Genomic DNA, 20,611 nt, shown 5'->3' on the forward strand with positions numbered 1-20,611 from the left:
ATGTAAATTAGTACCAACTCAAACCACCTTACATAACATGAAAAACATATTAACGCTACTTTTTGTATTTACGTTTTATCATTCGTTTGCTCAATCAGATACTGTTATTTCCAAAACAATTGTTGATCCAACAGCAATGGTTGCAGGATCATTTGGAGGTACAATTCAGGCAACAACTTTTAAGGTAGCGAAAAAGATAGATGTGAAAGCTGCTGATACTTCTGCTTCAGTTACATCCTACACAATTTATTTTCAAGGCACAGGTTTTGAAACCGCACCGGGTATGTTAGAAAATATCAAAGGCAATCTTTTTACGAAAGATGTTGTCCGCTTACTTGCAAAATGTGTTCCCGGCACCACCGTTACCATCGACGATATAAAAGTTATGTCGGGCGGCGTTATCAAAAAGGTCCCATCACTCCATTTTATTCTTCAGTAAACGTTTCGATTTTCGGTAAAAAACTCTTTAACTAAATTTTTAGTTGTTAAACTAATTTTTTAGTTATACATTCGGTTTATGAATACGGAAAAACTAAAACCGCTTACAAAAGCTGAAGAGCAGGTGATGCAGATCATCTGGAAACTCAACAAAGCTTTTCTGCGGGAGATCGTGGATGCCATGCCGGTTCCAAAGCCACATCAAAACACGGTGGCAACGATTCTTAAAATCCTGATCGACAAAAAATATGTAAAGGCCGATGTAATTGGCCGCATGCATCAATATTACCCCGCAGTATCGAAAGACATTTATTCGAAAGCCAGTATGAAAAACCTGGTGAAAGGATATTTTGAAGGATCGTTTTCCGATGCTGTTTCATTTATGGTAAAAGAAAACAACCTGAGCATTGAAGAACTGGAGCTTCTATTGCAAACACTGAAAAAGAAATAACCATGACTGCCTTTGCTGAATACCTGTTGAAAGTAATGATCTGTTCCGGTGTGCTTACCGGCTATTACTGGCTTGCACTCCGCAATAAATTATTTCACAGCTGGAACCGGTTTTATTTATTGGCGGCTGCTGTTACATCGCTGCTGTTACCATTTGTCAAGATCAGTTTTACAACGGAGCCACAACCGGATAATTTACCTGCTTATACCATTCTGCAAACTGTTACTACCAACGATGTTTGGTTTCCTGAACAAACAGTTACAGCACCTGCAACATTTACCAAAGAACAGATAAGCATTCTTTCATATTCCATTGTTTCACTTGTACTTTTTGCTGCGCTGTTATTAACGCTGTTACGTATCAAAAAACTGATCACCGCTTATGAGCATTGGAAAATGAAAGACCTCACGTTTGTTGATACCGATGCAAAGGGCACACCGTTCTCATTTCTCCATTATATTTTCTGGAACAGGGAAATTGATTTTGAATCAGCACAGGGGCAACAAATCTTCAAACACGAACTGATTCATGTAAAAGAAAAACATAGTGTCGATAAATTATTTCTGCAGCTTGTATTGATCGTGTTCTGGATCAATCCCTTCTTCTGGATCATCCGGAAAGAGTTAACCATGATCCATGAATTTATTGCGGATCGCAAATCAGTAAAAGACAGTGATGCTTCTGCACTTGCTGCCATGATCCTTACTGCTGCATTTCCCGGACATACCCTGTCGCTCACCAATCCATTTTTTTATTCACCTATTAAACGAAGACTCCTTATGCTTTCCAAACTTCAAAACCCGAAAGTGGGCTACATCAGCCGCTTATTGCTACTGCCGTTGCTAACCGTTTTATTTACTGCATTCGCTTTAAAAATTAAAGAGAAAGATGCAGCTTCAGGTATTCCACGATTAGAAAGATCATTGACGGTTGTGATAGATGCAGGACATGGATTTGTCAAAGGCAATCCACATGGCGCCATTGGATTAAATAAAATTTCAGAAGATGAAATTGCATTGGCCATTACAAAAAAGATCGAACAACTGAATACAGATAATAACCTGAAATTAATTTTTACAAGAAAAGACGAAAACTTTATTGATAGTAAAAGAAGAGTGAAGATCGCTGAAGAGAATAATGCCGACCTTCTTATATCTATTCATGCATCGTTTGTGCCAGCACTTAAAAAGGATGGAAAAGATGTCGAGAATCCTGCGAACGGATTTGAATTATATGTTACAAAAGATGGAAATGAAAATCTGCCACAAAGTAAAGAGTTGGGCTCTGCTATTATTCATGAAGTAAAAAATTTTATGCCTATTCGGGAACCCGGTATTAAACAACGAAACGTTGGAATCTGGGTAATTGAAGCAGCCCCCTGCCCTGCTGTGTTTCTTGAATGTGGCTTCGTTTCCAATTCAAAAGACCTTGCGTTTCTTACCAATGAGAAGAACCAGGAAAAGATTGCGGAAGCGGTATTGAAAGGGATTGTAAATTATGCAAGGAATAATAATCAGAGACCACTGCAGCAAGCCGCAAAAGAACTAAATAACGCTGATACGATTCCGGACAAAAAATCAGAAGTGTCTTTAGCTAAAACCGAAGCGACTGCTGATTTTAAAGGCGGCATAAAAGAATGGAATAAATATGTAGAGGCTTTTTTAGAAAACTATATTGCAACGCTTGAGAAAGATCCTGCTAGTATCAATAACAGCTGCATGCTACAGTTCACTGTTCAAAAAGATGGATCCATCACAGACATACAGGTTATTACCAATACTGAAAGTGAACTGGCAAAGATCAGTGTTGAATTGTTGAAAAAAAGTCCGAAGTGGCAATCTGCAATGGAGAACGGAGTTCCTGTTGCAACTGTTATAAAAAGATCAATCCATTTTTTTGATAAGTACGGCAGGGAAAGGATGAAAGACGCAACCAAAACATCCGAACAAAAAGAAAAAAGTTATACATCATTTGCAGAAAAACACGGGCTTCACATTCTAAACGGGAAAGTCATCACAAAAGAAGAAATGATCACTTTCCTCAAGGAGAACAAGGTACATAAGAACTGGCAGATAAGTTCAATGGACGGTCTGGGAGGAAGAAACCGATTTGGCGAAAAGGGCAGTAATGGAGTTTTTGAAGTAACAACCAAAGAAATCAGACCTACTGTAGCGATTGCGGCAGAAAACATTAATATCCTTTATGCAACAATTGAAAATCCTTTAAAGATCGCAATCAGTGATGTACCTGAAACTCATTTAGAAATCGAAGCTTCCCAAGGAATACTTGAGAAGAAAGAAAACAGGTATATTCTCAAAAATTTAAAAACGGGTGAAGTTGTTATTAAGATCGGATACTATTATAAAACAGATCAAAAGAAGATCGAAGAGGTTCGATTTAAAGTGATTCCCGATCCGTCTAATACAATTGTAGAAAAAAAGACAGAAAATGAGATAACAGATCGGGAAGGCTCTCGAATTTTTACCAAAGCTGAAATAATGCCACAGTTCCCTGGCGGGCAAAATAAATGGAATCGATATATTGAAAAAATTACAACAGATAATATCACAAGTTTGGTTGCTGATGGGAAAGAAGGAACCTGCGAAGTTGAATTTATTGTTCACACAGATGGGACTGTTTCTAATATCAGAGTTAAGACAATGGCAAATACTAAACTGGCTTCAATAGCAGTTAAAGCAATTACTACTGGACCGAAATGGCTACCTGCAATTCAAAATGGTAAACAAGTTCAATGCTGGACTACTCAAAAAATAAGTTTTCAATTCCCTGCAACAGAAACTATCCCTGAGCCAAGAAAACCCTAAAAAATCAATACATCAAATAAAAAGCGAGGCAGCGCCTCGCTTTTCGATATTTCTTAAAACACTAATTCTTCATCCTTCAACTTAATCACTAACTCTTTCTTCTCACTCGCTTCTACCCTACCAATCACCTGTGCATCTACAGCAAATGATTTTGAGATGTTGATCAATGTATCAGCATCTTTTTCATTTGTATAGATCTCCAGCCGAGTACCCATGTTAAACACCTGGTACATTTCACGTGCATCTGCACCGGAAGCATCTTTGATCAAATCAAAAATAATGGGTGGCGTGAAGAGATTGTCCTTCACGATCTTCATCGGGCCCGGTAAATATTTCAGGCATTTGGTTTGTCCGCCACCACTGCAATGGATCAAGCCATTCACTGCATCAAAATGATGTTGCAGTATTTCTTTAAGTACAGGTGCAAACGTTCGTGTTGGAGAAAGTAACAGACGACCGATCAATGAAGTTTCACCGTTAGGCAATTGCACCTCATCAGCCAACCGATGTTTTCCGATATACACCACTTCATCTTTCAGCTTTGCTTCAAAGGTTTCAGGGAAATGATGCGCATAATATTTTTCCAACACATCATGTCGTGCACTTGTTAAACCGTTACTTCCCAAACCACTGTTGTACGATGTTTCATAATTCGCCTGTCCAAATCCTGCTAAGCCAACAATCACATCACCAGCCTTGATCTTATCATTACTGATCACTTTGTTTTTTGGCCAACGTGCTGTCATGGTTCCGTTCACAGCGATCGTACGCACCACATCACCCACATCAGCCGTTTCGCCACCGAGATAATGAATGTTTACACCATACTCTTTCAACTGTGCAAACAATTCAGCAGAACCATTGATGATCTGCTCCAGTACTTCCCCCGGAATCAATGTTTTGTTACGATCAACTGTTGAGGAGAATAAAATGTTATCGTAGATACCAACGCAAAGCAGGTCGTCCAGATTCATCACAATTGCATCCTGCGCAATGCCTTTCCAAACAGATGCGTTACCGGTTTCTTTCCAATACAGATACGCCAGAATACTTTTTGTGCCGGCACCATCGGCGTGCGTTACGTTTACCCAATCGGCATCGCCACCCAAATAATCGGGATATAGTTTGCAAAATGCATTGGGATATAATCCCTGGTCGAGATGTTCTACTGCCTTGTGTACTTCTTCCTTTTGTGCCGAAACACCCCGTTGGTTATATAAAGACATGCTGCTGTGTTTGAGAGCCGCAAAACTAACACTTCCACACATCAAATGTGTTACTTTTGCCACTTCAAATTATGAAGGTTTACAGAAGTCTGCAGCAGTTGCCCGTTTTTAACAGGGCCGTTCTTACCATCGGCACTTTCGATGGTGTGCATCTTGGTCATCAGCAGATCATTCGCCAGTTATTGATGGAAGCGGAAGAAACGGGCGGAGAATCGGTGCTGATCAGTTTTTATCCACACCCCCGGAAGATCGTTCAGCCCGACAGACAAATCGCTGAACTCACCACATTAGATGAGCGGATCGAACTATTGAAACGACAGGGTTTGGACAATCTTGTTGTGGTTCCTTTCAACAAAGAATTTTCAGAACAACCCGCAGAAGAATATATCAAGCGTTTTTTGGTCGATCGTTTTCATCCAGCATGTATCATTATTGGTTACGATCATAAGTTTGGCAACAACCGTGAAGGTGATTATCGTTTATTGGAACAGATGGGTGAGCAATATAACTATGTGGTGAAAGAAATTCCGCAGCAGTTGATCAATGAAGTAGCCATCAGCTCCACCAAAATCAGAAACGCACTTTCCAATGGCGATGTTGAAACGGCCAATCAATTACTGGGCTATCCTTATTTCTTTAAAGGAAATGTGATTGAAGGAAATAAACTCGGTCGCAAACTTGGCTACCCTACTGCCAACCTGCAGATACAGGATCCTGATAAATTAGTTCCGGCCAATGGCGTGTATGCCGTAGAAGCGCAGATTGAAGGTGAAACAAGCATGCTGAAAGGAATGATGAACATTGGCAACCGTCCAACGGTGGATGGTACACGCAGAAGTATTGAAGTGCATTTATTTGATTTTGATAAAGACATTTACAATCGTCATTTAAAAGTGCATGTTCGTTTTCACTTGCGGAACGAAGTGAAATTTGACGGACTGGATAAACTCATTGAACAATTACATAAAGACAAAGAAATTTCGATCAGTAAACTGGCTGATACCTAAACTTAAACCATTCAACATGCTCTCATCGATTAACCCAACTACAACCAACGCCTGGAAACAATTAACTGCACATGCTGCACAAATGAAACAAGTGCACATGCGTGATCTGTTTAAAGCAGATGCCAATCGTTTTAAAAAGTTCAGCACTTGTGAAAATGACATGGTGTTTGATTATTCAAAGAATATCATCACGGAAGAAACGATGCAGTTACTGTTGCAACTTGCTGATGAATGCAACGTGAAAGAAGCCATTGAAAAAATGTTTGGGGGAGATGTGATCAATCATACCGAAAAGAGAGCTGTACTGCATACTGCACTTCGCAACTTTTCTGACAAAGAAGTGTTGGTTGATGGAAAGAATGTAATGCCCGACATTAAACGTGTATTGGAACAGATGAAAAACTTTTGTGCCAATATACACAGCGGCGAGTGGAAAGGCTATACGGGTAAGAAAATAAAATACATTGTCAATATTGGTATTGGTGGCAGTGATCTTGGCCCGGTAATGATCACAGAAGCATTAAAACCATATTGGGTGGATGGTATTGAAACTTATTTTGTCAGCAATGTTGATGGAACACATATTGCTGAAACCTTGAAGAAGGTTACACCCGATGAAACATTATTCCTTATTGCATCAAAAACATTTACCACGCAGGAAACTATGACCAATGCACACAGTGCAAGAAACTGGTTTTTAGAACATGCAAAAGATGAAGCACATGTAGCGAAACATTTTGCTGCCTTATCAACCAACGAAAAAGATGTGGTGAAGTTCGGCATTGATAAAGCCAACATGTTTGAATTCTGGGATTGGGTTGGTGGCCGTTACAGTTTGTGGAGTGCAATTGGTTTATCCATTGTATTAACGATTGGCTATAACAATTTTGAGGAATTACTGAAAGGTGCTTACCAGGCCGATGAACATTTCCGTACAGAAAAATTTGCAACAAATATCCCGGTGATCATGGCATTGCTCGGCACCTGGTATGTAAACTTCTTTGATGCAAAGAGTGAAGCAATTCTCCCCTACGATCAGTACCTGCATCGCTTTGCTGCTTATTTCCAGCAAGGCAATATGGAAAGCAATGGTAAGTATGTTGATCGCAGTGGCAATAAAGTAGATTACAGCACAGGCCCTATTATTTGGGGTGAGCCGGGTACCAATGGTCAGCATTCATTTTATCAATTGATTCACCAGGGCACACATTTAATTCCTGCTGATTTTATTGCACCGGCCATCAGTCATAATCCGCTGAGCGATCATCATCCAAAACTCATGAGTAATTTCTTTGCACAAACAGAAGCACTCATGAATGGCAAATCAAAAGAAGAAGTAATTGCTGAAGGCGTAAAAGAAGAATTGATTCCGTATAAAGTATTTGAAGGCAACCGCCCAACAAACTCTATTCTTCTGAAAAAGATCACACCATTTACCTTGGGTGAATTAGTAGCACTATATGAACACAAGATCTTTGTACAAGGAGTTATCTGGAATGTTTACAGCTTCGATCAATGGGGTGTTGAGCTGGGCAAACAACTGGCAAATAAAATTTTACCTGAGTTAATAACAGATGATGCAGTATCATCGCATGATGCATCCACCAACGCACTTATCAATTTGTATAAGAACTTCCGCAAATAAGTAAAGCCCCCGATTGGGGGCTTTACAATTATGCTTTTATAAGGTCACTCAATTAATAGAGATAACTTAAAGCTGTTTTATCGTTGTTATTAAACGGACGATTTGTAGATGCACTTAAGCAAGCTAACATCCAAGAACCCGGGTCAGCTACAGTAGGGGTCCCAGGAATATGAATTGCACCTACAGTACTTGCGCCTTCATTTGCAGTACCACCACCGCAGCTATATGAACGATCCATATAATCAGTATGGCGGAAACCAATGCAATGACCGATTTCATGTGCAAGAACGGTTGTCATAAAATTAAGACTATAAGTAGTATATGTTTTTGCATAGTTGATGGTGCCATAAGGATTTCCACCGCTTGGGAATCCAGCAGAGGCAATGTATTGCCGTGTATTTACAATCCTAATATTAATATTGCCGCCACTTGTTACTCGGGAAAATGTAAGAGTGAGATTTTCGGCATTGTAACGGGCAATTGCCGCATCTACTGCTGCTAAAAAATTAGAAGGTAAATTAGTACCTGAAACACTTACAGTAATGTTTCGTGGTCCGCTAACAAGATTTGTTGTCCGGTACTGCTCTGCATTTGCTACAACAAGCTTATGGGCTGTTTGCTTTGTTTTTAAATCTGCAGGTGAAAGAAAAATATCACCCTCTACTACAAAACCGCCATCAGCAGCGATCACATTGTCTGTTGAAAAACCGAGATCAGAAATTTGATTTAGCGTTTCCTGCGAAACTTCTGCTTGCACATCTTCTTTACCTGCTTTTGAACAGGCCACAATAAAAAGTGCTGCGAATGCAGCAACCCCAATAATTGACAATAGTTTTCTCATGTTTGAAATGTTTAGGTTTAGAATGAGCTATCAAATTAAACAAAATAATTGAAGTTTCAAGGAATACATGCCATCGTAAAACTACGTATAGCTATATTTTCCGAAATGATAAAAGCATCCTGTGTACACAGGATGCTTTTATGTGTTGAATACAAATCACAATTAATAAACGTAATTCAATGCCGTTTGATCAGCACTTGTAAACGGACGGTTGAATGAAGAAGAGGTACTTCCGCAGGCAAGCATCCATGAACCGGCACTTGGTCCTGATGGAGTACCCGGAATATAAACAGCACCAACACCTGCCGAGCCTTCATTTACTGCAGAACCACCGCAACTGTAAGAGCGGTTCATATAATCTGTATGACGGAAACCGATACAATGCCCCATCTCATGTGCAATAGTTGTAGCCAATGCATTTACAGCAATACTTGGTGTGTACCAATACCGGTTCATTTGAATCTGACTGTAAGGATTTCCGCTGCTGGTTGGAAATCCGGCAGACCCCAATGTGTTACTTACCTGGTAATAGGTAACAATGTTGATGTTGGCAGTTGCTGTTCCGGTAATACGTTGAAACTTTACACGCAGGTTTAACGCATTGTAACGGCGAATGGCCTCATCTGTTGCCGATACAAAATTTGCTTGTGTGGTATTCAGCTTTACCGTGATCGTTCTTGGCAAACCTGTAACAAGATAAGTTGTGCGATAATGTTCTTCATTCGCATAGATCAACTCATTCGAAGTTGGCGTTTGCTTCAGGTTGTCTGGGGTAAGAAGAATATCTCCTTCAACAATATACCCTCCCTCCGTTTGAACAACCCCTTCGGTTGAAAAACCTTGTGCGGCGATCTGGTTTAATACATCCTGCGGCACTTCAGATGCAAGCGTTTCTTTTGCAGCTTTCTTACATGCAACAATAAATAATGCAGAAAATGCAAGCGCTGTGAAAACAAAAACAATTTTTCTCATGTTTAAATTGTGTTTAGGTTGAAAAATGATTGACACTTTAAATTATTTATTTTTATAACCTGTAAACAGTTCATCATTGCAGCAGCGTTGCAAACACGCAGCAGCGTTCAACAAAAAGTAGAAACACTAAGAAAGATTACACAAATAATAATCAACGCATGAGTTTGATTTTTTTTAAGGAGATTTATACCCGATGAGATTTTATTCAATCATTTCATTCTTTTGTACGATAATAAAATGGCGAACATTCCTGTGTTCAATATTTTTTTTAATGAGCGTTGTTTCAGCCGCACAGGTAACTGACAAAAAAATTGTGGATAAGTTATTGCCTTTGTTCAAGGAGCAAATGAGGTTTTCAAAACCAACCGGCAAAGGTTTGTATACAGTTGCAGTAACGGATCTTCAACAATTTGAAAAACTCCTGCAAAAAAACAAATCGGTTCAACTCATTTCTACCTATGCACCGGCAAAAATTGTGGTGATTGAATGCAGTTGGAGCGACCTTGAAAAAATTATCTCCGATGCTATTGTACTTGCAGTTGATGCAACAAAAAAAGCAAAAGAAGAATTGTTATTTGGTTTTGTTGACTATGCAGCCAACAGAATATCAACCATTCATAACCGTTTCTCATTATTCAATGCTGCGGGTATCAATCTTTCAGTAAAGGAGCAAAAGTTCGACACGAGTGATATTGATTTTAAAGGACGCATCCTCCCTTCAACATTTGCTGCAACAACTGTATCAGGTCATGCATCGATCATGGCAACGATGATGGCTGGTGGTGGTAATACATGGTATAATACAAAAGGTGCTGCATGGGGCAGCCGCATCAGTTCGGCCAGCTTTGACAATCTTTTACCTGAACCCAACAGCTATTATAACTCTTCCTCTATTCTTGTACAGAACCATTCGTATGGAACTGTTGCAGAAAGTTATTATGGCGCTGAGGCAGCGGCTTACGATGCATCTGTGATCAACAATCCTTCATTGGTTCATATTTTTTCGGCAGGCAACTCAGGAACACAAACTCCTGCCACCGGACCTTACGCAACTGTTACAGGTTATTCAAATCTCACCGGCAATTTCAAACATGCAAAAAATATTATTACGGTTGGCCATACCGATTCGTTTGGTGTAGTATTGTCGCCAAGCTCAAAAGGTCCTGCATTTGATGGAAGAGTAAAGCCGGAGCTGGTTGCGTTTGGAGAAGATGGAAGTTCTGGTGCGGCTGCTTTGGTATCGGGTATTGCAGGTGTGTTGCATCATACCTACAAACAACAAAACAATGGGAATACGGCACCTGCTTCACTCATTAAAGCAGTTTTGTTGAACAGTGCAGATGATGTTGAATCGCCCGGTATTGATTTTAAATCGGGGTATGGAAATGCAAATGCATTCAACGCTGTCAATACAATTGTGCAAGGGCATCATTTTACCGGATTGGTTTCTGCATCAACACAACAACAATTCAACATAACAATTCCTGCAGGCATCAAGCAATTGAAAGTAACATTGGTGTGGAGCGATCCGCAGTCAACTCCCAATACAACAAAAGCGTTACTGAATGATCTTGATCTGGAACTCACGCACACAGCTTCATCAACTACATGGCAACCATGGGTGTTGAACAGTACAGCATCTATGGCTGCTATTCAACAATTGCCTGTTCGTAAAAGAGACAGTTTGAATGTAGTTGAACAAATCAGCATTGATAATCCGGCAGTTGGTGATTATATAATTACAGTAAAAGGGTTTTCTGTTCCTGCCGGTGCACAAACATTTTCCATAGCTTATCAATTTGATACAGCTGATACATTCCGTTGGGATTTTCCCACTTCATCTGATCATCTGTTTCCCAATCAAACCAATGTGCTTCGTTTTAAATCGGGTTATAGTGCAGCAACAGGGCAATTAGAAATGAGTACAGATGCCGGGAGTAATTGGCAAACAGTTGATAACAATGTGGATCTTTCAAATGGTTATTATAAACTTTCAACCCTTGACCTTATCAGTAAAGCATTGTTGCGAATGCGCATTAACACTAACATTTACGCATCCGATACATTTACAATTTCAAAACGTATTGGAACAGCAGTAGGTTTTGCTTGTGTTGATTCCTTTTTATTATTGTGGGATAAAGTTCCTTCAGCCGCAGCTTACCGCATCCGCCAATTGGGAAATCAATATATGGAACCATTGCTGGTAACAACTGATACATTTGCAATTCTCTCTACAGTAAACAGCGCTGCCAAACATTATTCTATTACAGCCATCATTGACGGGAAAGAAACAGTAGGCAGTTATACATTCAATTATGAAACAGCAGGAACCGGTTGCTATGTGAAAGCATTTCTTGCCGACCTCAACCTAAACAATGAAGCTGCTTTGCTGCTTGAGTTGGGAACTACATTGCGCATCAAACGAATCTCGTTTGAAAAACAATTGGCGAATGGTTTTACTTCGATCGCAGCATTTACTACCATCAATCAATTGCAATACTCAGCAACAGATCAAAACTTACATGCAGGAAGTAATCGTTACAGAGCCGTGCTGGAATTAACCGATGGCCGGTTGATCTATTCAGAAATTGCAACACTTTATTTTACAGGAAATAAGCCTGCTGTTGTTTACCCTAACCCTGTGCCGAGAAACGGATCGTTGACTGTTCTTACCGAACAGGATGAAGATATGCTTTTCCAATTGATCGATACGTATGGACGGGTAGTATTACAAAATCAACTGAATGATTATCCTCAACAAATCTCCGTTAACAATCTTGCAAAAGGAATGTATTACTTCCGCCTGTTGAAGAAAAATAAAAAAGTACAAACTGGTATAGTTATTATCAACTAACCGGTTTGTACTTAGATTAATTATGGAAGGATTTGAATAGGTTTTAACCCCACAACGAAGATGGATATTCTCCTGCAGCTACAAGTTCATCTACACTTTTCTGCACACCCGGCGCATCTTCTTTATACGTAACACCAAACCATTGTGATGATGTTGGAATTACTTTAACCACACCAAGTCCTTCTTTAATATAGGTATCCGCAACAATCGGAATAAAGAATTCTGATTTCTCTTCCTGTCCGTGCTGTTGAAGAAATGTTTCGAACAAGTTGGCGGTTACCGAAAAAACAGAAGCATCAAAACACCAGAAGTTCATACTTACACTGGAGTTAAAAGGTACTTCGTGCTTTCCGTTAGCATCTTCATACACGATCTTATCGCCTTCGCCATAGATCTTGGTACGCTCTGAAATACTAACCAGGTTATTTGCTGCATCTACTTCACACACACCACGACTTACAGTTCCATTTGCACTCAGCGTTCGTGCAAGCTCGTAACCAATGATCGCCTGCTTTTGCGGACTGCATTCTGTTGTTAAAAACGTAAACGCTTTTTCAAATGCATCACGTCCATAAAAATCATCTGCATTGATCACCGCAAATGGTTCCTTGATAGTATCTTTTGCACAAAGAATAGCATGCGCAGTACCCCATGGCTTTGTACGTGTTGCGGGAACATCGTACCCATCTGTAAATGAATCGAGTTGCTGATATACATAATCAATTTCAACACGGCCTTTCAGTTTGGGTTCAAATACAGCTTTGAAATTATCTGCAAAATCTTTGCGGATGATAAATACGATCTTTCCAAAGCCTGCACGAATGGCATCATAAATGGAATAATCCATAATAGTTTCGCCTGAGGGACCAAACCCTTCCATCTGCTTCATGCTGCCATAACGGCTGGCCATTCCTGCTGCTAAAATCAATAAAGTTGGTTGCATGTAATCGGTTATTTTTGAACGCTGCGAAGATAGGAAACTATCATTGCCAACCATCATGCAAACAGATGCGCAAAAAATATACAACAGCCCGGTAACATGGGAATTGAACAACGGTTTATTCTTTTCATTTATTGTTGCACGGCTTGATCTGTTACATCCATTCGTATCTGGAAACAAATTTTTTAAACTGAAGTATAACCTTCAACGAACGATCGCTGAAAACAAACAGGGGATCGTTACAATGGGTGGTGCTTATTCCAATCACCTCGCAGCAACAGCATGGGCATGCTATGAAAATAAGTTGACATCGGTTGGCATTATCCGTGGAGATATACAAAACCCATTGAATAATACGTTATTGTTTTGTCAACAGCATGGCATGAAACTGATCGCTGTTGATCGAGGTCAATATCACCGAAGCAGTGCAATTGTACAACAGATCATTGCATCGTATGATCAATATTTTTTTGTACCCGAAGGAGGTGATAATGAAGAAGGGCTGCAGGGCTGCACAGAAATTCTATCATTTCTGAAAGATGCCGACTCCTTTACTCATATCGTTTGCTGTATGGGAACAGGTACAACATTTCAGGGTATTTCCAGAGCCGCTGCCAGTGATCAAACTGTTATTGGCATTCCGGTATTAAAAATTAAAGAAGCAGATCAACTATTATTTCAGCAGCAACAGATCAGCAATGCGGCTGCAGCAAAACAAGTGATCCTGTTTGATCATGCAGGAGCAGGTTATGCGAAAACATCTGCACAGCAACTTGATTTTATGAATTTGTTTTATCAAAAAACAACAATTCCAACCGATATTGTGTACACCGGCAAGTTGATGCAGGCTGTATTGCAACTGGCAGAACAGAATTATTTTACAGCAGCTGATAAGGTTGTTGTACTGCATACCGGTGGATTACAGGGGAATAACAGCATTGCAGATGGCCGGTTGTTATTCTGAACGGCATTATATTTGCGCATACGTAGAACAACCAACAGACACAGAACATCCCATGAAGAAACTAAGCTTACTCTTTATTCCACTCTTTTGCTGCTTATCGGCAATTGCACAAACAGATACGCTTCCGAAATTTTCTGCCGTTAAAAAGAAAAGTGGTGAAATATTTATCAGTTGGGCAAGTACGTTCAAGAATGTATCACAAATAAATATTCAGCGTTCAAAAGACAGTTTACGAAATTTCAGCACCATTCATTCCGTTCCAAATCCAAATCTTCGTTCCTACATATTTTTAGATAAATCTGCTAAGAACGATAGTGGGTATTACCGCATTTTTATTTTGTTTGAAGGTTCAAACTACGTATTCACTCCATCAAAACAATTAACGATCGATACGTCTACTTCAATTGTGCCGGTAAAAGAATCAAATACCCGTCCGGACTATACTCCTGCAACAAAAGAAAAAGAAGAAAAACCATCGGCTCCACCTAAACCGGTATGGGTTCCTTCCATTTATGTATTTACCGGAAATGATGGCAACCCTGTTATCAAATTACCCGATGCCGGTTCGAAAAAATACAGCATTCGTTTTCTGAAAGAAGATGGCAGCCTCCTCTTTATGATCCCTTCGATCAGCGAACCATATCTTACTTTAGATAAGGTTAATTTCCTGAAATCGGGCTGGTATCATTTTGAATTGAAGGAAAACGGCAATCTTAAAGAGAAGAATAAGTTCCTCGTTACCAGAGATTATTAATTATTTTTTTAACTTGTTTTGGATAATGGCGCTGTTTTTGTAATTTGTTGTTCACTTGCAGAACTATTTCATCTGCATACCCACATATGAAACAAAAGCAGCTTACTTTATTGCTTGTGCTATTATCAATTATTCCTTCATTTTTATTTGCCCAACGTGTAGGACGCAGAGGCGTAAATCCGGTCAACACCACTTCATCAAAAAAAGGACCTGTATACAATTTTACCCTCGAGCAATTGCAAGGCAGATGGCAGGAAATAAAACGTTCTGATGCTGATAAATCAGAGTTACCGATCGGCGATACGATTTACCTGCATTTTACCGAAGCAAATAAGGTAGAAACAAGAGATGGCACTAAAACTATTATGCGTGGGGTTGCTATAATTGACGAGCCCGGTAATGTGTTAATAGCCGCTGCTGATATTTATACGATCGGTGCTGTTTCTGCAACAGAGCTTTTGTTGCTGGATGATGATGGCACAGTTCATACACTTACGAAGAAAGAGATATTCTGGAGAGAAACTTTAGGAAAAAATGCTGTAACTGATCAAGTGTTGGATACACCACTTGATCCCAATCTTGCTGATCTGGCGGGTGTTGACTGGACCGTTTACCGTCGCAGAGCAAAACCCGGTGCAGTTAGTAATGAATCGTTTCTGATACGCTATATAAAATCTATAAAAGATAATGGCGATAAAACTGCAACAGCTGAACTTACATTTTATTCAAAGGATAAAACGGAAGTAATGCCTTGCACCATTACAGTGGTGAAAAATCAAATAGAGATCAAATCAGGTGAGCATTCATGGCTGATGTTCGTGTATAAAGTAGAAAAGGATGAATTGATATTTGGCGATCATAAAACCTTACTGTACTACGCCAAGCCCCTTTAACGTAACATCAAATACGTTCTCAAATTTTTGTTTTACTTTTTCTTTTGCCTCTTCAAAATCAACAGGAGCTCCTAATTCTTTTTGTAAGGAAGTGACGGCTTTATTTTCAATACCGCATGGAATAATGTGGTTGAAATAGTTCAAATCTGTATTTACATTGAATGCAAATCCATGCATGGTTATCCAACGGCTGCAACGCACTCCCATTGCACAAATTTTTCGTTCTTTTCCTTTTACATCCGGATCAAGCCACACGCCAGTTTCACCTTTGCTGCGCTTTCCTTTTAATCCATACTCTGCCATGGTTAAAATAATCACCTCTTCCAGTTTGCGCAGGTATTTCCCAATATCTGTTTCAAATTTTTCCAGATCAAGAATCGGATAACCAACGATTTGTTGCGGACCATGGAAGGTGATATCGCCGCCACGATTGGTTGGATAAAACTCGATCCCTTTTTGTAAACGATCTTCTTCCGAGATCAAGATATTTTTCACGTCGCCGCTTTTGCCAAGTGTGTATACGGGAGGATGTTCTACTAAAAGCAAATGATGGTGGGTGGTGAGTGGCGAGTGGTGAACATCATCAACTATCGGCTCAGTGCTATTGGCTTTATTGCGTAACTCTGCTTTGATCGCCAGATTTTCAGTCAATAAAGATTCCTGGTAATCCCATGCTTCTTTGTAGGGCATTGCACCTAGATCTTCAAATAGAACCGTTTGCTTCATTGCCTGCAAAGCTACGGGGAATTGGATGGATGCTCAAACGACTTACTTTTGCAGCTTATGAAAGAAGAAGAAATACTCGAACAGGATAGTGAACTGGAAAACGGTGATGGTTCGGAAGAGTTATATGAACGAAAGCGTTTTGTGGTGAGCAAAGGGCAAGAACCGTTGCGTATCGACAAATACCTGATGACCAAAATTGAAGGCGCTACCCGAAACAAAGTGCAACGGGGAATTGAAACAGGCCTGGTATTAGTTAACAATGAAATTGTAAAAGCGAATTACAAAGTACGCCCCGATGATGAGATCATCACTTTTTCTGATACAGCACCGGAAGATACTGAGATCAAACCGGAAGAACTGCCACTCAATATTGTATTTGAAGATGAATCGGTGGTGGTTGTAAATAAAGTAGCAGGCATGGTGATGCACCCCGGCAGTGGTAATTACAGCGGCACGCTTGTAAACGGAATTGTGTGGTATCTCAAACAACAGCAACCGGAATTAACAGCCGATCAATTACCACGCTTTGGCATGGTCCATCGTATTGATAAAAACACAAGTGGATTGGTGGTGCTTGCAAAAAATGAACAGGCAAGTGTGCATTTGGCCAAACAGTTTTTTGATCATACAGTTGAGCGAAAATACATTGCGTTGGTTTGGGGCGATATAAAAGAAGACAGCGGCACCATTACGGGACATGTAGGCCGACATCAACGTTTCCGCAAGATCATGGATGTATATCCTGATGGAGAATATGGGAAAGAAGCTACAACTCACTATACAGTACTGGAGCGTTTCGGTTATACAACACTGGTAGAATGCAGGCTTGAAACCGGTCGTACACACCAGATACGTGTTCACATGCAGCATGTTGGTCACCCGTTGTTTAATGATGATACCTATGGCGGCGACCGAATTGTAAAAGGAACGGTTTACACCAAGTACAAACAGTTTGTCGATAATTGTTTTGCCATCTGTTCACGACAAGCTTTGCATGCGCAAACCTTAGGATTCACGCATCCGAAAACGCAGAAGCGGATATTGTTTGAAAGTGAGTTGGCAACTGATATGCAGAAAGTGATCGAGAAATGGCGGGTGTATACAAAGGCGAAGAATTTAACGGGAGATGATGAATAAAAGAATCCCCGATATCTGTTGATATCGGGGATTTATCATTCGAATCAGATCAATCAGTTTATCTGTGGTCTACTTCGGAAACACCATCTTGTAATCTACACTCACCTTTCCTCTTGAAATATCATCAAGTTTACCCTTGAGTAATTTACGTTTCAACGGTTTGAGATGATCAATGAATAATTTTCCTTCGATGTGATCGTATTCATGCAGAATTACTCTTGCTGTTAATCCATCAAAAGTTTTTACATGCTCCGTAAACGTTTCGTCCATATAACGGATGGTTACCTCTTCTGCACGATACACATCTTCCCGTATTTTAGGAATACTCAGGCAACCTTCGTTATACAACCAATCATCGCCAAGTAATTCTTCCACCTGCGCATTAATAAACACCTGTTTTATACCTGGACGGTCTGAATAAAGTAAGGTTTCTGTTTCGTCCATATTGGCAAACATTTGTGCACTATCCACCACAAACAAACGGATGTCTTTGTTCACCTGAGGTGCAGCCAAACCTACTCCACTCGACGAGTACATGGTTTCCCACATATCGGCAATAAACTTTTCCAAACCCGGATAATCAGGAGTAATGTCTTTGCTTACTTTCCGTAACACATCAAAGCCGTAGGCGACAATGGGAAGAATCATGCTTATTTCAGATTTACGATTTTAGATCTGTCTGCCGACAGGGAGGTTGCAGATTTATACCACAACTGTAAAAATTAGCTGCAAATATAAGCACTGGAGCCGTAGGAATTGATCTGCAATTGTAAATCTGAACTCTATAATCTTGCTAAATATTCCTGTAGCATGATCGTTGCCGCTATCTCATCTACCAGTTTTTTATCCCTACGTTGACTTTTTTTGAGTCCCATTTCAAGCATGGCATTCTTGGCCATTTTGGAAGTATAGCGCTCATCTACCGTTTCAATAGGGATTGCAGGGAAGTTTTTTTTCAGCTGTTCAATGGCACGCTTCACTAACGGCGTTGCATGGGTATCACTATCATCCCAATTGGTGGGCATACCGATCAGTATCAGCTCTACTTGTTCTTTGCTGAAATAATCATTGAGAAACGGTATGAAATTTTTTGTTTCAATGGTAGTTAAACCGGTGGCAATGATCTGCAACGGATCTGTTACCGCAATGCCGGTGCGTTTACCGCCGTAGTCGATGCACATTATCCTTGCCATAATTCGAAGCCGTCATGTCGACGCAGGAGACATCTCTAAAATTGCAACCAGTTTGAGTTTTATGAGACCTCTCCTTCGTCGAGGTGACGTACTAAGTTTGTTTTCGTTAAATAAATATATCCGCAATCACAAACACTGCAAACACTACACTGGCAATTCCATTCGCCGTCATGAATGCTAAGTTTACTCTCCGCAGATCAGTTGGTTTTACAACGGAATGTTGATAGATCAACATGCTCACAAAAACTGCCACGCCGATCCAATACAACCATCCAAAGCCTCCATAAAAACCAGCTGCAATTACACACAATGCAGCCAATACATGCAACCATTCCGATACACGCAATGCTTTTGCTTTGCCCAACCAGGCAGGAATTGATTTCAGTTCATACTGCTTATCAAACTCTTCATCCTGCAATGCATAAATAATATCGAAACCACTCACCCAAAATAACACAGTGAACGAAAAGAGAATGGGCAACACGGCAAATGCACCTGTTACTGCTAAATAAGCCCCAATGGGCGCCAACGCTAAACCTAATCCCAACACCAAATGACAAAGCGGTGTAAATCGTTTGGTATAACTGTAACCTAACACTACAAACAATGCAACCGGCGACAATGCAAAACAAAGGATATTGATGAAATAAGTTGTAACTACAAACAACACGCTATTGACGATGGTGAAAATCAAAGCACTATTGGCCGAAATAATTCCTGCCGGGATTTCACGAATAGCCGTGCGTGGATTTTTTGCATCAAAACTTCTGTCTAAGTAACGATTGAATGCCATGGCGGCACTGCGGGCGAAGATCATGCAGAGAAGAACTAGAAAAAATTTTTTGAGAATTGTTTGCCCATAATGCTGAAAAAAAGATGGCTCAAACGGTTTCGGTCCCCAACCTATTGTTTCATTTAAGTTCCAGTGAGAATGTTGAATATTTCCGCTCATCAAAGCCAGAAAAAATCCAATCAATGCAAACGGCAATGCAAAAATGGTATGTGAAAATTTTATAAGCGATAAATAGTTCTTTACTGTGCTCATGTTGTTCGATCCTGATTATTGGTTCAATATACCTTTTCTTGCCATTTCCCAGAGCACCACGCCTGCTGCTACTGAAATATTGAGTGAATGCTTCATTCCAAACTGCGGTATTTCAATACAGCCTTCACATTCATGCAACGTTTCCTGTTCCACTCCTTCAGCTTCGTTTCCAAAGATGAGGGCAATTTTTTCTTCTTTCGCTTTTTCAAAATCCTGGAGTAAAATGCTGCCTTCGGTCTGTTCAATCCCAAACAGCTTATAGCCGCTTGCTTTCAACTCAGCAATTGCCTCGCTGGTTTTGGCAAAATACTTCCAGTTTACGGTTTCTGTTGCACCCAGTGCTGTTTTGTGAATATCCCTGTGCGGGGGCTGCGGCGTGTAGCCAATGAGGTAAATAGCTTCCGCTAAAAAGGCATCGGCAGTGCGGAACACGCTGCCCACATTCTGCATGCTGCGGATATTTTCCAGCACCACAATCACCCGGTTTTTATCTGCTTTTCTGAACTCATCTACCGTTTTACGGTTCAGTTCATCCATGCCCAGTTTTCGCATGGCGCAAAGGTAATGGTGAATGGGCAATGGTGAATGGGCAATAGGCAATGGATAAAAATCTGAAATCGGACATCTGAAATCCGAAATCAACTTATATCATTATTACCGTCAGACAGGATACACGCCGTACCTCTTACCTCTTACTGCG

19 protein-coding genes are annotated in these 20,611 nt (G+C 40.2%); 10 read left to right on the forward strand and 9 right to left on the reverse strand.

The features are described from left to right. Positions 1 to 37 precede the first annotated feature (37 nt). The 3 genes from WG989_RS19180 (at position 38) to WG989_RS19190 (ending at position 3,714) form a co-directional block, all read left to right on the forward strand. Positions 38 to 439: a GldM family protein gene (locus WG989_RS19180; RefSeq protein ID WP_340431668.1), complete on the forward strand. Its 402-nt coding sequence runs from the start codon at positions 38 to 40 to the stop codon at positions 437 to 439. Between the two features lie 78 nt (positions 440 to 517). Then, positions 518 to 889 carry a BlaI/MecI/CopY family transcriptional regulator gene (locus WG989_RS19185; protein ID WP_340431669.1) on the forward strand — a complete coding sequence of 124 codons (372 nt, stop codon included), beginning with the start codon at positions 518 to 520 and terminating at the stop codon, positions 887 to 889. A gap of 2 nt (positions 890 to 891) precedes the next feature. After that, entirely contained in the window at positions 892 to 3,714 is a 2,823-nt protein-coding gene (locus tag WG989_RS19190) for an N-acetylmuramoyl-L-alanine amidase (protein WP_340431670.1), read from the forward strand. A 53-nt stretch (positions 3,715 to 3,767) separates the two neighbouring features. On the opposite strand, the gene WG989_RS19195 is transcribed toward WG989_RS19190, so the two are convergent. Then, on the reverse strand, positions 3,768 to 4,940 hold the full coding sequence (locus WG989_RS19195; RefSeq protein ID WP_340431671.1) for an AIR synthase related protein: 1,173 nt from the start codon (positions 4,938 to 4,940) through the stop codon (positions 3,768 to 3,770). Between the two features lie 71 nt (positions 4,941 to 5,011). On the opposite strand from WG989_RS19195, the gene WG989_RS19200 reads away from it, so the two are divergent. Together WG989_RS19200 and pgi are read left to right on the forward strand one after the other, a co-directional pair. Continuing rightward, positions 5,012 to 5,947 carry a bifunctional riboflavin kinase/FAD synthetase gene (locus tag WG989_RS19200; protein ID WP_340431672.1) on the forward strand — a complete coding sequence of 312 codons (936 nt, stop codon included), beginning with the start codon at positions 5,012 to 5,014 and terminating at the stop codon, positions 5,945 to 5,947. A 16-nt stretch (positions 5,948 to 5,963) separates the two neighbouring features. Continuing rightward, entirely contained in the window at positions 5,964 to 7,592 is a 1,629-nt protein-coding gene (pgi, locus tag WG989_RS19205) for a glucose-6-phosphate isomerase (protein WP_340431673.1), read from the forward strand. Positions 7,593 to 7,644: 52 nt separating this feature from the next. Here the strand turns inward: pgi and WG989_RS19210 are convergent, their stop codons facing one another. Next, entirely contained in the window at positions 7,645 to 8,433 is a 789-nt protein-coding gene (locus WG989_RS19210; protein ID WP_340431674.1) for a M57 family metalloprotease, read from the reverse strand. Between the two features lie 162 nt (positions 8,434 to 8,595). Continuing rightward, a complete protein-coding gene (locus tag WG989_RS19215) occupies positions 8,596 to 9,405 on the reverse strand; it encodes a M57 family metalloprotease (RefSeq protein WP_340431675.1) in 810 nt (269 codons plus the stop codon). Positions 9,406 to 9,676: 271 nt separating this feature from the next. Here WG989_RS19215 and WG989_RS19220 point away from each other — a divergent pair, with 271 nt between their 5' ends. After that, positions 9,677 to 12,259, forward strand: coding sequence for a S8 family peptidase (locus WG989_RS19220; RefSeq protein ID WP_340431676.1), 2,583 nt, complete (start codon positions 9,677 to 9,679; stop codon positions 12,257 to 12,259). Between the two features lie 43 nt (positions 12,260 to 12,302). On the opposite strand, the gene WG989_RS19225 is transcribed toward WG989_RS19220, so the two are convergent. After that, positions 12,303 to 13,202, reverse strand: a complete 900-nt coding sequence (locus tag WG989_RS19225; RefSeq protein WP_340431677.1) for a nucleotidyltransferase family protein — start codon at positions 13,200 to 13,202, stop codon at positions 12,303 to 12,305. A 55-nt stretch (positions 13,203 to 13,257) separates the two neighbouring features. On the opposite strand from WG989_RS19225, the gene WG989_RS19230 reads away from it, so the two are divergent. The 3 genes from WG989_RS19230 (at position 13,258) to WG989_RS19240 (ending at position 15,810) form a co-directional block, all read left to right on the forward strand. Next, complete coding sequence (locus WG989_RS19230) at positions 13,258 to 14,163, forward strand: 1-aminocyclopropane-1-carboxylate deaminase/D-cysteine desulfhydrase (RefSeq protein WP_340431678.1); 906 nt, start codon at positions 13,258 to 13,260, stop codon at positions 14,161 to 14,163. 52 nt (positions 14,164 to 14,215) lie between these two features. Beyond that, positions 14,216 to 14,917, forward strand: coding sequence for a hypothetical protein (locus WG989_RS19235; RefSeq protein ID WP_340431679.1), 702 nt, complete (start codon positions 14,216 to 14,218; stop codon positions 14,915 to 14,917). Between the two features lie 86 nt (positions 14,918 to 15,003). Beyond that, on the forward strand, positions 15,004 to 15,810 hold the full coding sequence (locus WG989_RS19240; RefSeq protein ID WP_340431680.1) for a hypothetical protein: 807 nt from the start codon (positions 15,004 to 15,006) through the stop codon (positions 15,808 to 15,810). Here the strand turns inward: WG989_RS19240 and lipB are convergent. Next, on the reverse strand, positions 15,784 to 16,536 hold the full coding sequence (gene lipB, locus WG989_RS19245; RefSeq protein ID WP_340431681.1) for a lipoyl(octanoyl) transferase LipB: 753 nt from the start codon (positions 16,534 to 16,536) through the stop codon (positions 15,784 to 15,786). The genes WG989_RS19240 and lipB overlap by 27 nt on opposite strands. Before the next feature lie 57 nt (positions 16,537 to 16,593). On the opposite strand from lipB, the gene WG989_RS19250 reads away from it, so the two are divergent. Next, the gene (locus WG989_RS19250) at positions 16,594 to 17,673 is read left to right on the forward strand and encodes an RluA family pseudouridine synthase (protein WP_340431708.1); all 1,080 of its coding nucleotides are present in this window, start codon (positions 16,594 to 16,596) and stop codon (positions 17,671 to 17,673) included. Between the two features lie 69 nt (positions 17,674 to 17,742). Here WG989_RS19250 and def read toward each other — a convergent pair whose 3' ends face one another. From def to WG989_RS19270, 4 genes are all read right to left on the reverse strand, one after another. After that, positions 17,743 to 18,321: a peptide deformylase gene (def, locus tag WG989_RS19255; protein ID WP_340431682.1), complete on the reverse strand. Its 579-nt coding sequence runs from the start codon at positions 18,319 to 18,321 to the stop codon at positions 17,743 to 17,745. Positions 18,322 to 18,455: 134 nt separating this feature from the next. Further along, on the reverse strand, positions 18,456 to 18,866 hold the full coding sequence (gene ruvX, locus WG989_RS19260; RefSeq protein ID WP_340431683.1) for a Holliday junction resolvase RuvX: 411 nt from the start codon (positions 18,864 to 18,866) through the stop codon (positions 18,456 to 18,458). A 106-nt stretch (positions 18,867 to 18,972) separates the two neighbouring features. After that, a complete protein-coding gene (locus WG989_RS19265; RefSeq protein ID WP_340431684.1) occupies positions 18,973 to 19,911 on the reverse strand; it encodes a UbiA-like polyprenyltransferase in 939 nt (312 codons plus the stop codon). A gap of 15 nt (positions 19,912 to 19,926) precedes the next feature. Beyond that, entirely contained in the window at positions 19,927 to 20,463 is a 537-nt protein-coding gene (locus tag WG989_RS19270) for an RNA methyltransferase (protein ID WP_340431685.1), read from the reverse strand. Between the last annotated feature and the right edge of the window lie 148 nt (positions 20,464 to 20,611).

This window comes from Lacibacter sp. H407, from assembly GCF_037892605.1.
Lineage (GTDB): Bacteria > Bacteroidota > Bacteroidia > Chitinophagales > Chitinophagaceae > Lacibacter.